Raw genomic sequence first — 13957 nt, 5'->3', positions numbered from 1 at the left:
GGCACTAAGGTCAGACCATCGGCTCGCCACCGATGCGGGCCAGCTTGCCGCTGCGGACAAGATCGGCACCATATTCGATAAAGGCCCGCACCGCATTTGACCGGTCGGCATCCTGCGCGGTCAGGAACCCCATGCGCAGGGACCGCACGTTGCCTGTGATCGGCACGCAGCGCACCGGGTTGCCGTCGGGGGATATGTCACTCAGGGGCCGCACGTTGGCGATGGAATAGCCAAAGTCATTGGCGACAAGGCTGCGCATCACCGCCATGTCGCGGGTGCGTTCGGCAATGACGGGCTTGCCGCCCGCCTTGTCGAAGAAGGACAAGAAGTAGTCGGCGCTGAGCGGCAGGTCCAACAGGACCATCGGATGATCTTTCAATTCCTCGATGGTGACCGCATCCCTGTGCGCCAGCGGGTGCCCGGATCCCATCAGCGCAATGGGGGGCAGGCGCACAAGGCCGGTGAATTGCAGGTCGGCTGGCAGGTCCAGATCATAGGTCAGGGCGATGTCGATCTCTGACCGGCGCAGGGCGCTGAACAGCTCAACCTGATTGAGTTCGGCCTGCCGCAGACGAACCTCGGGGTACTGCGCCTCAAACCCGCGACGCAGACCCGGCAGCACCAGTTGCGCAAAGGTCAGCAGGCAGCCTATGGCCAGCGGCCCGCGCACCTTACCCGCGATGTCGCCTGCAATGTCGGTCAGGGCCGAAGCTTCGCGCAGGACCAGCCGCGCCTGTTCCATCATCTGCCGCCCACCTTGGGTCAGCGACAACCCCTGTGCATGCTGGCGCACAAACAGCGGCAGGCCGAATTCCTGTTCCAGCTGGGTGATCGCGGCAGAGATCGACGGCGAAGAGACATTGATCCGCTCCGACGCACGCGCAATGCTGCCCGCCTCGCCAACGGCAACGAAGTATTCCAATTGCCGGAGGGTGTACCTCAGCATCCTGTGTCCTTGAACGATTGGGTCGCTCAAGCTTTGTCCTTGATGGTCAGGGCGCGCAAGGGGCAGACACTATTCGTCCCCCGGAACGCCGTAAGAGGGCGCTTCGCGCGGGTCGAGCGCGCGCTGAATATAGGCATCCAGTTGCGGCTTGTAGATGTCCCATGCGGTGGCGACGGCCTCGATTGGGCAATCCTCGGTCCAGTCGATGCGCAGGTCGGCAACCGGCCAGCTGACCTTGTCCACCAGCAGCATACCCGCCGAATGCACTGGCCCCGCCTCGCCGCCCGCCGCCAGCCCGGCGCGCATGGCGGCAACCAGACGGTCGCCAAGATGCCCCTTGGAGTCCTCGAATGCCGCCACGATGGCCGCCGGGACGCTGTCATTGGCCAGCATATTGCCGCCCGAGGCCACATCCCGGCCCTGCGCCTGCGTCCAGATTCCCAAGGAGTTCGGCCCGGAATGGATCGCCGTTTCCCCCTGCCCGTCGACCGCCAGCACCTGCCGGTATTCGATGAATTTTCCGCGCCGTTGTACCTCGGCCACCGCCTCTGCCGCACGCATCCCGCCCTGCATCAGGTCCAGCGCCAGCGGCCCCAGCGCTGGGTCGGTGACATTCTGCGAGGCCACGGCCCCAACCCCCGCCCGCGCATAGGCGCAGCGCGCCGCCACGGCGGGGGAAGAGGATGAAATGGCCAGCCCGAACATGCCGGTGTCCGCGCAGCGCGCGACAAGCGAAAAGGTCATGACATTCCTCCGTGCTTCTTCTTGGTAAAAGTACTCAAAATCCGCACTCTCAATCCGGGATCACGGCTGTGGCGTCGATCTCGACCAGCCACTCGGGCCGCGCCAGTGCCTGCACGACCAACCCTGTCGAGACCGGATGCACGCCTTTGATATACTCACCCATCGTCCGGTAGACCGCCTCGCGGTGGCGCACATCGGTGATGTAGACCACCACCTTGACCAGATGCTCCATCTGGCCACCCGCCTCTTCGATCAATTGGCGGATGTTTTGCATGACCTTGTGGGTCTGCTCGGCCGGATCATGACTGTCGAGGTTCCGGGCGGTGTCCAGATCCTGCGGGCATTGCCCACGCATCCAGACGGTGCTGCCACCCCGCGTCACGACCGCCTGACAGAGGTCGTTATCAAGGTTCTGTTCCGGGTAGGTGTCGCTGGTGTTGAAGGTTCGGATGCGTGTGTGGGCCATGTCAGTCTCCGGCGGCGTCCTGATCGGCGCCCTTGGAGGCGTCGATCCGGGACATGAGGTATTGCGCAAAGTCGTAGTTGGGGCGTTCGAGGTGGCTCAGGTGGCCCGGTTGGGCGAGATCCGAACACAGACCGCGATAGACCTTTTCGGTACAACCTCGATCCTCGATGTTGACGTCATCCAGCAGGGTCTTGAGCGCGGTAAAGTTCTCCTGCGCGTCGGGATCATCTGCGTAGTCGTCCGACATGCCGCCGCCAAAGCGGATGTGGACCTGCCCCGGTCCCTTTGGATGCAGTGACAGATACCAGAAATACCCCGGTGTCAGCGTGATCATGAGGCTGGGGTAGATCGCCAACAGGAAAGTCGTGCGCCGCTCATCCCCCTTCAGGCGGTCGTTCGACGGGTGCGCCATGGCGATCCGCAGCTTATCGTCCTTGAGGATCGTGTGATAGTTGAACGCCGCGTGCCCCGGTGGGCAGATCATATCCTCCAGCCGCGACAGCCCGCCGATGGTGCCCGCATGGCAGACCGGCAGGTGGTAGCTTTCCATAAAGTTCTCGGCCAGCACCTTCCAGTTGGTATCCCAGACGTGCTCTTCGTAAAATGCTTCGGTGTAGTTGGTCATGTCGTAGCCAGCGACCATCGCCTCGACCTCGGCCAGCTTTTCGGCCACCGGCGCGGCGTTCGGGTCGAGAGAGACAAAGACCCAGCCCAGCCATTCCTCGCACCGGACTGCGGGCAGGGTATAGGCGTCCTTGCAGAACCCCTCGTTCAGCGTCATCGCGGGCGCGCCGCGCAGCCTGCCGTCCAGATTGTAGGTCCAGGCGTGGTAGGGACACACGATGGCGCGCGTATTGCCGCGCCCCTGCAAAAGCGTCGACATGCGATGCAGGCAGACGTTGCTGAGCGCGCGCAGTTCCCCCGCGCGGTCACGCAGGACGACAATTGGCTGACCGGCCAGTTCGCAGGTGACATAGTCGCCGGGGTTTTGCAGCGCGTCCGCCCGCCCGATGCAGTACCAGTCCTTGCGGAAGATATGCGCCAGTTCCTCATCGACAAAGGCCTGCGTGGTGTAGACATCCACCGGCATCGCGCGGGCGCGCTCAAACGGGACAGAGGTGTTCTGACGCAGTGCCTCGACGGGGTCGATATGATCCTTTGCCATTAGACATGCTCCTTGGGTGAACTGCGCCTGTTGGCGGTCTGGCCAAGAATGCGGCAGGGCGGCGCGGTTGGAAAGCAAAGCTGTGTCTTATCGATGATTAGCGCACCCCTAAGCGGGATTAGCCTGCCCGAAAGCAAGGCTTCATGATTGCCTAGTTTCGACGCCTCCCTGCCCGCGCCTAGGGTCCCCGGCAGTGATGGATCAGAGGACCTTGGGTATGGAACGCACGGATACGGTGGTGGTTGGCGGCGGACAGGCTGGCATCGCGATGAGCGAGCATCTGGGCAAGCAGGGCATTCCCCACATCGTGCTGGAGCGTGACCGCATCGCCGAACGCTGGCGCACGGGGCGCTGGGATTCACTGGTGGCCAATGGACCGGCCTGGCACGACCGGTTTCCGAACCGCGAATTTGCCTGCGACGCCGATGCCTTTCCCCACAAGGAAAGCGTTGCCGACTATTTTGTCGCTTATGCTGAACAAATCGGCGCGCCGGTCCGAACGGGCGTTGAGGTGCATGAGGTAGCGCCCTTGGAGGCGCGGGCCGGGTTCCGTGTGGCCACTTCTGACGGAGAGATCGAGGCGCGGCATGTGGTGGCCGCGACCGGCCCGTTCCAGCGCCCCGCGATCCCGCCGGTGGTTCCAAACGATGCTGGACCGATGCAAATGCATTCCAACGCTTATCGCAACCCCGACCAACTGCCCGACGGCGCGGTTCTGGTGGTGGGCGGCGGGTCGTCCGGCGTGCAGATCGCCGAGGAACTGTTGAAGGCGGGTCGCAGGGTCTACCTGTCGCTCGGGCCGCATGACCGCCCTCCGCGCCGCTATCGTGGGCGCGACAATGTCTGGTGGCTGGGTGTGCTGGGCAAGTGGAACGCGGATTCGCCGGGGCCGGGGACCGAGCATGTGACCATCGCGGTCAGCGGTGCTGAGGGTGGCCAGACCATCGATTTCCGCAAGCTGGCGAACCGGGGCATGATGCTGCTGGGGATGACGTCAGGCTATGAAAACGGCAAGGTCCGGTTTGCGCGGGATCTCAAGGAGAACCTCGACAAGGGGGATGCCAACTACCTGTCGGTACTGGATGAGGCCGATGCCTATATCGCCCGTCACGGGCTGGACCTGCCAGAAGAACCCGAAGCGCGGGTTATTCCCGAAGATCCCGACTGCGTCACCAACCCGATCCTTGAACTGGATCTGGCAGAGGCGGGCGTGGGCACGATCCTATGGGCGACGGGCTATGCGTTCGACTTTAGCTGGATCAAGGCAGATGTCTTTGATGAGCGGGGTGGACCGATCCACCAGCGCGGCGTCTCACAGGAACATGGGCTGTATTTCGTTGGCCTGCCGTGGCAGACCCGGCGCGGGTCGTCGTTTATTTGGGGGGTCTGGCATGATGCCAGATTCATTGCCGACCAGATCGCCATTCAGCGCAGCTACATGGCCTATGAGGGCTCAGCACGCCGGGTGACAGAGGATGCGTGACGCAGGATGAAGCTGGCAGTCTATCAGGGTGCGCCAACGGACGGCGATGAGGCCGGGGCCTTTGCCCGGATCGAACGGTGCCTTGCGGCGTCGGCGGCGATGGGGGCCGAACTGGTGGTGTTCCCCGAGTTGTTCCTGCCGGGTTACAACCGTCCAGACCTGCACCCTGAACGCGCACAGGCGCAGGGCGGCGATTGGGAGAAACGTCTGGCCGCGATGTGTGGCGCGGCGGGATGCGGTCTGGCCGTTGGCTGGGCGGAGCGGGATGGGCAGGACGTCTATAATGTGGCCAGTTGCTTTGACCGGACGGGCCATAAGCTGGCGCATTACCGCAAGGTGCAGCTCTTTGGTCCGATGGAACGGTCGGTGTTTCGACCGGGTGACGCCTATGCCCTGTTCGATCTGGGCGGATACCGCGCCGCCTTGTTGATTTGCTATGACGTGGAATTTGCGCATCATGTGCGCGCACTTGCCGACCAAGGCGCTGAGGTGATCCTTGTCCCCACCGCCAACCCCGCCGGGTTCGGGAATGTGTCGGATCTGCTGGTTCCCGCACGCGCGATGGAGATGGCGTTGACCGTGGCCTATGCCAACTACCACGGCTCAGAGGCGGGGTTGGCGTTTGGCGGGCGGTCGGTGATCGCTGGGCCGGATGGCAATATCCTTGCCAAGGCGGGGCCGGGAGAGGCGCTGTTGATCGTCGACCTTGCGGCGACAAAGGCGGTAGACGAAAACCTGCTTAGCACCCAGCAGCAGGACAAGCGCGATCTGCCCTGATGTGCGGTCAATCCGGATGAGATAAAACTTTCAGAAGAACTCTGGCAGGTAAAGGGTCGGGTCCAGAAAGACTTGTCCGTTCTGCATCCGGTCCGGTGCCTGATGTGCCTCGACCATCATGGCGATGGCGATGTTACTAAGCTGCTCCAATGGGGTGCCCACGATCAGCGAGACATAACCATCATCCATCGCCTGCTGGCTTTCCGGTGTCCATTCGTTGGCCACCATGGCGGTCTGACCCGGAACGCGTTCCTCTCGCAGCGCGGCAAACGCACCTTCCACCCCGCCTCCTGCCAGATACAGCCCGACAAGATCGGGGTGGCGTTCCAGCAGGTCAATCGTCGCCTCATAGGTCAACTGCCGGGTATCGAGGTTGATAAAGGTGTCGAGGAGCGTAAAGCCGGGGGCATTCTCGCGGAAGTGCGCGCGGAATCCGGTCTCGCGCAGTTCATGCCCATGCCATCGGTTGCCGCCTACAAAGAGTGCGATCTTCCCTTGTTCTCCGGCAGCAAAACTCAAAGCGTGCGCCGCTCCGCGACCAATTTTCAAGTTGTTGGTGCCAATGTAACTTCGGCGGGTTCCTTGCGCGAATTCTGAGAGCAGAGCAAAGGTTGGAACGCCGTTTGCGGACAGTCGGTTGACCGTTTCGGAAACGGCTGGGTGATTGACCGCAACAGCGGCCAGAACATCCACCCGGCTGGCCATGCGGTCAAGTTGTGCCGCTGCATCGCGCGGGGCTGCGGATGCGGCAAACTCCAAAACCAACTTGACCCGTGCTGTGGTGCAGTCTGCGGCCGAGCGGACAAGGTGATCGGCGAACCCGCGATAAAAGGACTGCTTTTCCTTTTGGAGCAGGACACCGATCCGCACTTCGGGCAGTAAGGCCGTGGCCTGCTGCGACATCAGAGTGTGCCCATGATAGCCGATCCGCGCCGCCGCCTCGGCGACCTTGAGCGCGGTTTCTTCGCGCACACCGGGCGCGCCCGCGACCACCCGGTTGACCGTGGCGATGCTGACTCCGGCTTCCTGCGCCACGTCACGTAATGTCGGTCGATTGGCCAAGACGTACCTTTGATAGTTTCAGATCATTGTTTGCTGCGCTGTCTGATACCTCAAGAGACGTTTTGTGTCTGTGGGTATGGCGCATGATCGGGTTTTTCGTTTCATTGCACCACCGACAAATGGACCGGGGAGGGCGCGAAATGGCAAGAAGGGACTATTCACTGCTGGGCGAGGACGCGCGGCGTGCTGTCCAAAACGGACTTGCCGCCGCCGAGTGGTATCACACCGACATTCCGCGCAAGGAAATGAAGGCGCTGATGCAACGTGCCGATCAACCGGCGATCCGCGACACATTTGTCCTGTTCGGATGCATGGTGGCCTTGGCCGGTATTGGTATTGCACTCTGGCCGTCGTGGTGGTCCGCCCCCTTCTGGCTGGCATACGGCGTGCTGTATGGGTCGGCGATGGATTCGCGCTGGCATGAATGCGGGCACGGCACAGCGTTCAAGACGCGCTGGATGAACGACTGGCTGTATCAGGTGGCCAGCTTTTGCATGGTGCGCAACCCCGTCACATGGCGGTGGAGCCATGCCCGCCACCACACCGACACGATTATCGTTGGGCGCGACCCGGAGATTGTCGCCATGCGGCCCCCGGCACTTTTCCGGATCGCTCTGAATGTCTTTGGTATCCTCGATGCGTGGAACGGCTGGGCGCGGATGCTGCTGAACGCCTCTGGCCGGGTGCATCCCGAAGAGGCGGATTACATCCCCGAACAAGAGCGGCCCAAGGTTGTGCGCATCGCCCGCATCTGGGTGGCCATTTACGCCGTCACGATTGGATTGGCGCTGTGGACAGGGTCGATCCTGCCTCTGATGGTCATTGGCCTGCCCCGGCTTTACGGCGCGTGGCATCATGTGATGACAGGCGTCCTGCAACACGCGGGTCTGGCTGACAATGTGACGGACCACCGGTTGAACTCTCGCACTGTCTACATGAACCCGATTTCGCGCTTTGTTTACTGGAATATGAACTATCACGTCGAACATCACATGTTCCCGATGGTACCCTATCACCGCCTGCCCGACCTGCATGAGGCGATCCGCCATGATTTGCCGACACCCAGCCCCTCGATTCTGGCGGCCTATGCCGAAGTGATCCCGGCGCTGCGGCGGCAGCTGGCCTACGAAGACTACTTTCTGAAACGCGATCTGCCGCCTCGGGCGAAACCCTACCGCGAGGATTTTCATGTCAGCGCGCTGGGCGTCCCGGCGGAATAAGGAGAGACATCATGCCTTGGATTGACGCCTGTGCCACCGATGACATCGACCAAGAGGACCTGATCCGCTTTGATCACGATGGCCGCACCTTTGCGCTCTACCGCAGCCCAAACGACGAGTATTTCTGCACCGATGGCCTGTGTACACATGAGCATGTGCATCTAGAGGACGGGTTGGTGCAGGACTATGAGATCGAATGCCCCAAGCACAACGCGACCTTTGACTATCGAACGGGGGAGGCATTGCGCGCCCCGGCCTGTGTCAACCTGAACACCTACCCGACACGGGTCGAAACCGGACGGGTCTGGATCGAGGTCTGAAAGCGCAGATTGATAAAGTCAGCTTCGTCCGCTTCGCAACGTCACAACCGCCCCGAACAGCGCTAGGCACACGATCAATGTCAAGGACAGGGTCGCGGGGATGCGGGGATAGAGGGCGGCTTGCGCGGTGCTGGGCGGGACAACGACCTGAAAGATGCTGCGGTTCAGCGCAGCTTCGCGGTTGGCCTCTGCCTGCGTTGCAATCGCCGTTCTGACCGCCTCGCGTGCCAGTTCTAGGTTCAGGGAGGCGCGTTCATATTCCATCAGCATGTTGTTGAGCGGCGTCGGAGAGGTGCCGTCCGGTGACACCAGTTGCGCGCGTTCCTTGTCGATCTGTGCGGCGATATGCGTGGCCAGCGCGATCAGCTTTTCGGTCTGGCGGCTGTCGCCGACTCCGGCGATCTGGGCCTTCTGGATGTCGTTGTCGATCCGGTAGGCCTCATTTTCGAGTTCCTTGATCCGGGCATATATATTCTCGACCCGGTTCTTGGGGTCGACGTCCTGATATTTCAGCTGCAAGGCAACCAGCGCGGTCTGCGCGTCCTGCACCTGTGTTTCGGCAATCCGGCGCATATCGGCGGCGTGGGATTGGCGTTTGTCGAACAACATCTGCCCCAGCCGGGACACCTGCGATTCCGCGTTTCTCAGCACGGCCTCAGACACCAGAATGGCCTGTTCATGGCTGTCGGCGCGCACAAACAGGGTCAGTAGGCCGCTTTGCACATCGACCGAGGATTCGACGAAACGGTCGAACTGCATCCGTTTGCTGACCGACAGCACCGGGATCGTGCGCAGGCGGCGGATGGGGTCGATTGCGTCACTGCTGAGTTCGGTGACGATGCCGATTTCCTCTTCGAGAGAGTCCATCAGCGCCTGACTGTTGATGTAAGTGTCGGCGCGGAACACTTCTTGCAGGTTGGCGGGTTTTTCAAGACCGCCCAGCAGCCCCGCCTGCACGCCCGATCCGGAATTGCCGGTCTTGGTGATGGCGATGACAGAGCGCGCCTCAAAAAGCGGCGTGGCCACGAACATCAGGTAAGCGGCGACCAGCAGGACGGGCAAAATGACGATCGCCCCGAACAGGGCCCAGGTCTGGGGAACTTTCAACCGGCGTTGTGGCCGCGTGGTGGCGTGGGCGGGTATCGGGTCGTCTGACGGGACTGACTGTAGAAACACCATCGCGGCGGACTTGGGGTCTTCTGCCACAGCCGGGGCGTCTGGTACTTTGGCGACAGGCGGCGGCTGCTGGCGCGCCGCTGTGTCCGCCGCCGCGATGGCCGCGCGCTTGTCTTTCCAAGCGGCTATTCCTGCGTCTTCTTTCGCTGCCGGGTTCGACATGTCACACCCTCAAATAAGCTCGGATTGGTTGGTTTTCTGCAGGTCCAGCGCGTCCTGCGCCACGTTCAGGTCATCGCAGGGCACAAGGCGTTTGTTGATCAACACGTAAAACCGGTCACAATACTGTTTGAGTTGCCGCACATTCCGCGACAGGAACACCAGACCGCCGTCGGACAGGCGCTGCGTCAGGATCTCGTCACATCTCTTGCGCTGAAACGGCTCACCCACGGTAATGACCTCATCGGCGATCCACATGGCCGGACCGGGGACGGAGACGGCACAGGCATAGGCGAGGATCGCGCGCTGGGTCGGGGTCAGGTCCTGCATCATCTTGCGCGGCAGGCCGGGGATGCCGGAAAACTCTGCGCAAAAATTTACGGCGGCGTCGGTCGGCATTCCGACCAGACGTTCAAAGATATGCAGGTTGTCGCGAACGCTGAGCGCGGGATGCAGGAAGCCGGCAAATCCGATGGGCCAACTTACACGGCCCTCGCGGTGAATTTGTCCCCGGTCCGGCTGGTCAATACCCGCCAACAAACGGGCGAGAGAGGACTTGCCGGTGCCGGGGGACGCCAGAATGCCGACACGTTCGCCGCGCCGGAACGTGGCGGATGCGTCGGTCACAATCGGTTCACGCCGGAAGAAGCCCGGCTTGAGGATGCTGACCTGATCAAGCGTTATCATAGCCGCCCCCGCATGATGCGCCGCTTGGTGGCGAACCGCTCCAGCGGAAGCGAAATCAGGAAAAAGGCAGCAGCGACGACGATCGGATACCAGACATTGGAGAAATGTGACGTAAAGCCAAGGAAATAGCCCTCACGCAGGATTTCCGTCACATGCAGGAAGGGGCTGTACCACAGGATGTCGCGCACCGGGCCGGGAAGCTCGGCGGCGGTGTAAAAGACCCCCGACAGCCAAAAGAACGGGCGCAGGATAAGCGGCACAGACCGCGCAAAGGTGTCGCTGAGTTGCGCGCCGATGGCCACGAAACGCCCCACTCCGCAGCCCAACATCCACGTGATCGCCAGCGCCAAAATGACAGTGGGCAAGGCGTGCGGAAGCGCGGCTCCAAAGAAAACTGTTACTGTCCCGAAGATCAGCAGAGCCGACACGATCAGGTTGAACCCTTCCAGCAGCATCGAGGACCAAAGGATGTCATCGTTGGACACGGTCGCGAAATAGCGCATGTAGCGATGCGCACTCAGCACCCGGCTAAGGGCGGTCACGGTCTGGCGGAAGGCCACATAGGGCAGGATTCCGGTGGCCACAAAGATCGCCAGTCCCGCGTCGATGGGTGGGGTCCGCTCTAGATAGACAAACAGCCCGACAATCAGGGCGATCCAGACGGCGGGCGTGATATAAGCCCAGAGATAACCCAGCATACCACCCGCAAAACGGGTTTTCCGTTCGCGGTTCAGCAGGACCATGATCCTGCCAAAGGTGCCCGGAGGCGTGATATGCGGAGCGGCGATCATCATTCAGACCCGATAATAATCCCGATACCAGTTGACGAAGTTGCGGATGCCTTCGGCCACCGGCGTATTGGGGCGGAAACCGGTCAAGGCCTCCAGCAGATCGGTATTGGCCCATGTCGCCGGAACATCCCCCATCTGCATGTCCATCATGTTCTTGGGAATCTCCCTGCCCAGCGTCTTTTCCAGCTCTGTGATGAACTCCATCAGCGGCACCGACGCGCCGTTGCCGATGTTCATCGTGCGGAAGGGGGCGACCGGGCTGAGGCTGTCACCGGGGATGGGTGTTGTGCGGCCCTCGACCTGCGGTGGGGGCGTGTCGACCAGCAGGCGGATGGCGTGAACCAGATCGTCGACATAGGTAAAGTCGCGCGCCATCTTGCCGTGATTGTAGACGTCGATCGTCTCACCGGCGAGCGCGGCGCGCACGAACTTGAACAGTGCCAGATCGGGGCGGCCATAGGTGCCGTACACGGTGAAGAACCGGAACATCGTCGTCGGGATGTGCCACAGGTGCGCATAGGAATGCGCCATCGACTCATTTGCTTTTTTGGTCGCGGCGTACAGCGTCAGGGGCAGGTCGGTCTTTTGCGTCTCTTCAAAGGGCATCTGGGTGTTGCCGCCATACACCGAAGAGGTCGACGCCATCAGCAGGTGATCCACTTTGGCCTCCCGTGCAGCCTCCATCAGGTTGAAGGTGCCGGTCAGGTTGGAGTCGATATAGGCACGCGGATTTTCAAGGCTGTAACGCACGCCCGCCTGCGCCGCGAGATGCACGATGGCATCCGGTTGTGCCTCTGCCACCGTCTTGGCCAGCAGGTTATTGTCTTCCAGCATCCCGATCTGCGCGCGAAAGTTCGGGTTCTTTTCAAGGATCGCGTGCCGGGTCTTTTTCAGGTTCACATCGTAGTAGTCGGTCAGCCCGTCATAGCCGACGACGGAAAACCCCTCATCCAGCAGATGCTTTGCCAGATGAAAGCCAATGAACCCTGCGGTTCCGGTGACGAAGATCGTTGCCATTCAGTGTGCCTGCTCGATTGTATTGAAAAGGTCGGTTGTCCTGTTCAGGATCGTTTCGACCGAAAAGCGATCTGTGGAATGGGCCATCGCCGTGGCCCCAAAACGCGCCAGCCGGTCGGGGTCCGACAATAGCCGTTCCAGTTCTGTGTCCAGTTCTTGTTCGGGGATCTCATTCGCATCGGATAGGATGACACCGGTCACGCCCTGTTCGACAACCTCATCGGTGCCGCCGGCGGGCGTGGCCAGAACCGGCGTCCCGACAAGCTGGCTTTCGATCAGCACGTTGGGCAAGCCCTCCATCTGGGCAAGGTGCATGAGCAGATCCGCGCGGTGCATGTAAAAGCCAACGTTGCTGCGGATACCTACCGCAAAGACGCGGTGCGAGAGGCCCAGCGTTTCGATCAGCGCCCGCGCCTCTGGCAACAGCGCGCCGTCGCCCAGCATCACAAAGCGCGTGTCGTCATGTTTCGTCAGGTAGCGCGCGGCGGTTTCGATCCATTGGAGAGGGCGTTTGTTGGTGTCGAAACGGAAGACGCCCAGCACGGTTTTGGTGCAGGGCTCTGTCTGGCTGAGGATGTCATACCACAGCGCCTTGTCGGTTTCGTCCCCGTCCGCCGCCATGACATTGACCGCGTTGGGGATCACCTGAACTGCGCCGGGCGAAAGCTTTAGCCATTCCTCATAGGCGGTCGCCGCTTTTTGGCTGTTGGCGGTGAATGTGACATGCGGCATCCGCGCAAGGGCGGAGTACAGCACCGGCAATTCCTCGCGGAAAAACGTGGGGCGCAGGTTGGGGGGCAGCCCGCGAAACGATGTGACGATGCGCGGGACACCGGCCAGAACGGCGGCGATGGCGGATTGAATGATACCACCGTCCTGCCAGAGGTACGCCACGTCGGTCTGGTGCGCGCGGAAATGGCGGATCAACTGGCAGGTATAGCGCTGCACATCCGGTGCCAGAAGATCGATCAGCTCGGCCAGTTCGTCAGAGATGTCTTCCAGTTCGGCAACCGCGATCTGTCGTTCCTCGGCCAGAACGCGGACCGGCACGCCCGCGTCATTCATCATCGGGCGATAGAAATCGGCCCCGGTGGCCGGATTGGCGTGTTTGACCCAAACCTCGGGTGAGGGGCTGGCGGTCTGCGTGCTGCGCTCTTTGAACGCGCAGGCAATGCGGGTCATCTGACGCTCGGCCCCGCCGGTGCCCAACTGCCCGCTGAAAAAGACGATGCGTTCGGGACATGCGTTCTGGCGCGGCGACGGCGCCCGCGCAAAGATCTCATCGATCACCGTCGCGGAATGCGACAGATTGAATTTGGCCATCATGCCTGCTTTTTGCTCAACTTTGGCGAGCATTTCTTGAGATGCTCTGCCCATACGTTCGCGGGCATAGACGCCTTTGGCAACCTCTGCAGCATCGATATATCGCGACTGTTCCAAAAGTGCCTTTATGTAGTCCATTCGAAGGGCCCGATCACGGGGGTGCAACACGGACAGGGTTTCCCAAAGCTGGTCAAGCTCTTCCCAGGCCTTGAGTTCCACAAGACCGGGCAATGCGATACGGGCCTGAGACAGCGTGCGCCAGCAATCGGGATACAGGCGCGCGATATGGTCGATGCCGTCGTCCACGCGCCCGTCGCGGCGATACCACCGCATCAGCATCCGCAGGGCCAGCGCGTCGTCGGGGTAGCGGCCTTGCAATTGGTCCCACAGGGACCGCATGTCACGTTCCGTGCGGGTTCTTTCCAGCAACAAACCACAGGCCAGCGCAATGTTCTTGTCGGCGCGGTAGTCTTTTAGCACCGGTTCCAGACGCTTGAGGATGTCCGCTGCCATTTCGGCCCGGGTGATGTTGCGGGACAAGTCAAAGATTTCTTGCGACACGCCGTCCGGCAACGGTTGACCGTTCCCGGAGAAGTCCCGCTGGTCCGCAAGCGTTACCAT

Annotated in this window: 14 protein-coding genes; 4 read left to right on the top strand and 10 right to left on the bottom strand. The window is 61.7% G+C overall.

Annotated features, from left to right (window positions below; translation table 11 throughout):
• Window positions 1-10: 10 nt before the first annotated feature.
• From VOI21_RS14760 to VOI21_RS14745, 4 genes are all read right to left on the bottom strand, one after another.
• Entirely contained in the window at window positions 11-946 is a 936-nt protein-coding gene (locus VOI21_RS14760; RefSeq protein ID WP_323770699.1) for a LysR family transcriptional regulator, read from the bottom strand.
• Window positions 947-1015: 69 nt separating this feature from the next.
• Window positions 1016-1690 (bottom strand): DUF1028 domain-containing protein, encoded by a 675-nt coding sequence (locus VOI21_RS14755; RefSeq protein ID WP_323770698.1) that lies wholly within the window; start codon window positions 1688-1690, stop codon window positions 1016-1018.
• Between the two features lie 49 nt (window positions 1691-1739).
• Complete coding sequence (locus VOI21_RS14750; RefSeq protein ID WP_323770697.1) at window positions 1740-2156, bottom strand: RidA family protein; 417 nt, start codon at window positions 2154-2156, stop codon at window positions 1740-1742.
• A 1-nt stretch (window position 2157) separates the two neighbouring features.
• Window positions 2158-3321: an aromatic ring-hydroxylating oxygenase subunit alpha gene (locus tag VOI21_RS14745; protein WP_323770696.1), complete on the bottom strand. Its 1164-nt coding sequence runs from the start codon at window positions 3319-3321 to the stop codon at window positions 2158-2160.
• Window positions 3322-3532: 211 nt separating this feature from the next.
• Between VOI21_RS14745 and VOI21_RS14740 the strand changes: the two genes are divergently transcribed.
• Together VOI21_RS14740 and VOI21_RS14735 are read left to right on the top strand one after the other, a co-directional pair.
• Entirely contained in the window at window positions 3533-4804 is a 1272-nt protein-coding gene (locus tag VOI21_RS14740) for an NAD(P)/FAD-dependent oxidoreductase (protein WP_323770835.1), read from the top strand.
• A 6-nt stretch (window positions 4805-4810) separates the two neighbouring features.
• Window positions 4811-5581, top strand: a complete 771-nt coding sequence (locus VOI21_RS14735; RefSeq protein ID WP_323770695.1) for a carbon-nitrogen hydrolase family protein — start codon at window positions 4811-4813, stop codon at window positions 5579-5581.
• Window positions 5582-5611: 30 nt separating this feature from the next.
• Here VOI21_RS14735 and VOI21_RS14730 read toward each other — a convergent pair whose 3' ends face one another.
• Window positions 5612-6643: a LacI family DNA-binding transcriptional regulator gene (locus VOI21_RS14730; protein WP_323770694.1), complete on the bottom strand. Its 1032-nt coding sequence runs from the start codon at window positions 6641-6643 to the stop codon at window positions 5612-5614.
• Window positions 6644-6783: 140 nt separating this feature from the next.
• Between VOI21_RS14730 and VOI21_RS14725 the strand changes: the two genes are divergently transcribed.
• On the top strand, window positions 6784-7863 hold the full coding sequence (locus VOI21_RS14725) for a fatty acid desaturase family protein (RefSeq protein ID WP_323770693.1): 1080 nt from the start codon (window positions 6784-6786) through the stop codon (window positions 7861-7863).
• 11 nt (window positions 7864-7874) lie between these two features.
• Window positions 7875-8183, top strand: coding sequence for a MocE family 2Fe-2S type ferredoxin (locus VOI21_RS14720; protein ID WP_323770692.1), 309 nt, complete (start codon window positions 7875-7877; stop codon window positions 8181-8183).
• 18 nt (window positions 8184-8201) lie between these two features.
• Here VOI21_RS14720 and VOI21_RS14715 read toward each other — a convergent pair whose 3' ends face one another.
• Genes VOI21_RS14715 through VOI21_RS14695 form a run of 5 tightly spaced genes read right to left on the bottom strand, consistent with a single transcriptional unit; the run spans window position 8202 to window position 13957 of the window.
• The gene (locus tag VOI21_RS14715; RefSeq protein WP_323770691.1) at window positions 8202-9521 is read right to left on the bottom strand and encodes a hypothetical protein; all 1320 of its coding nucleotides are present in this window, start codon (window positions 9519-9521) and stop codon (window positions 8202-8204) included.
• A 9-nt stretch (window positions 9522-9530) separates the two neighbouring features.
• A complete protein-coding gene (locus VOI21_RS14710) occupies window positions 9531-10205 on the bottom strand; it encodes an ATP-binding cassette domain-containing protein (protein ID WP_323770690.1) in 675 nt (224 codons plus the stop codon).
• A complete protein-coding gene (locus tag VOI21_RS14705) occupies window positions 10202-10999 on the bottom strand; it encodes an ABC transporter permease (protein WP_323770689.1) in 798 nt (265 codons plus the stop codon). Before VOI21_RS14705 ends, VOI21_RS14710 begins: the two co-directional genes overlap by 4 nt.
• Entirely contained in the window at window positions 11000-12013 is a 1014-nt protein-coding gene (locus VOI21_RS14700) for an SDR family NAD(P)-dependent oxidoreductase (RefSeq protein WP_323770688.1), read from the bottom strand.
• The gene (locus tag VOI21_RS14695; RefSeq protein ID WP_323770687.1) at window positions 12014-13957 is read right to left on the bottom strand and encodes a glycosyltransferase; all 1944 of its coding nucleotides are present in this window, start codon (window positions 13955-13957) and stop codon (window positions 12014-12016) included. It lies immediately after the preceding gene.

Source organism: Antarctobacter sp., assembly GCF_034670325.1.
Taxonomy (GTDB): Bacteria; Pseudomonadota; Alphaproteobacteria; order Rhodobacterales; family Rhodobacteraceae; genus Antarctobacter.
The sequence above is the reverse complement of the archived record's forward strand: the minus strand, read 5'-3'. Positions and strand labels throughout refer to the sequence as shown.

Excerpts from the sequence above, each read along its gene's own strand:
- VOI21_RS14735 (WP_323770695.1), top strand. The coding sequence starts at position 4,811 with ATGAAGCTGGCAGTCTATCAGGGTGCGCCAACGGACGGCGATGAGGCC.
- VOI21_RS14750 (WP_323770697.1), bottom strand. The coding sequence starts at position 2,156 with ATGGCCCACACACGCATCCGAACCTTCAACACCAGCGACACCTACCCG.
- VOI21_RS14710 (WP_323770690.1), bottom strand. The coding sequence starts at position 10,205 with ATGATAACGCTTGATCAGGTCAGCATCCTCAAGCCGGGCTTCTTCCGG.
- VOI21_RS14725 (WP_323770693.1), top strand. The coding sequence starts at position 6,784 with ATGGCAAGAAGGGACTATTCACTGCTGGGCGAGGACGCGCGGCGTGCT.
- VOI21_RS14760 (WP_323770699.1), bottom strand. The coding sequence starts at position 946 with ATGCTGAGGTACACCCTCCGGCAATTGGAATACTTCGTTGCCGTTGGC.
- VOI21_RS14755 (WP_323770698.1), bottom strand. The coding sequence starts at position 1,690 with ATGACCTTTTCGCTTGTCGCGCGCTGCGCGGACACCGGCATGTTCGGG.
- VOI21_RS14695 (WP_323770687.1), bottom strand. The coding sequence starts at position 13,957 with ATGGTAACGCTTGCGGACCAGCGGGACTTCTCCGGGAACGGTCAACCG.
- VOI21_RS14715 (WP_323770691.1), bottom strand. The coding sequence starts at position 9,521 with ATGTCGAACCCGGCAGCGAAAGAAGACGCAGGAATAGCCGCTTGGAAA.
- VOI21_RS14745 (WP_323770696.1), bottom strand. The coding sequence starts at position 3,321 with ATGGCAAAGGATCATATCGACCCCGTCGAGGCACTGCGTCAGAACACC.
- VOI21_RS14700 (WP_323770688.1), bottom strand. The coding sequence starts at position 12,013 with ATGGCAACGATCTTCGTCACCGGAACCGCAGGGTTCATTGGCTTTCAT.
- VOI21_RS14705 (WP_323770689.1), bottom strand. The coding sequence starts at position 10,999 with ATGATGATCGCCGCTCCGCATATCACGCCTCCGGGCACCTTTGGCAGG.
- VOI21_RS14720 (WP_323770692.1), top strand. The coding sequence starts at position 7,875 with ATGCCTTGGATTGACGCCTGTGCCACCGATGACATCGACCAAGAGGAC.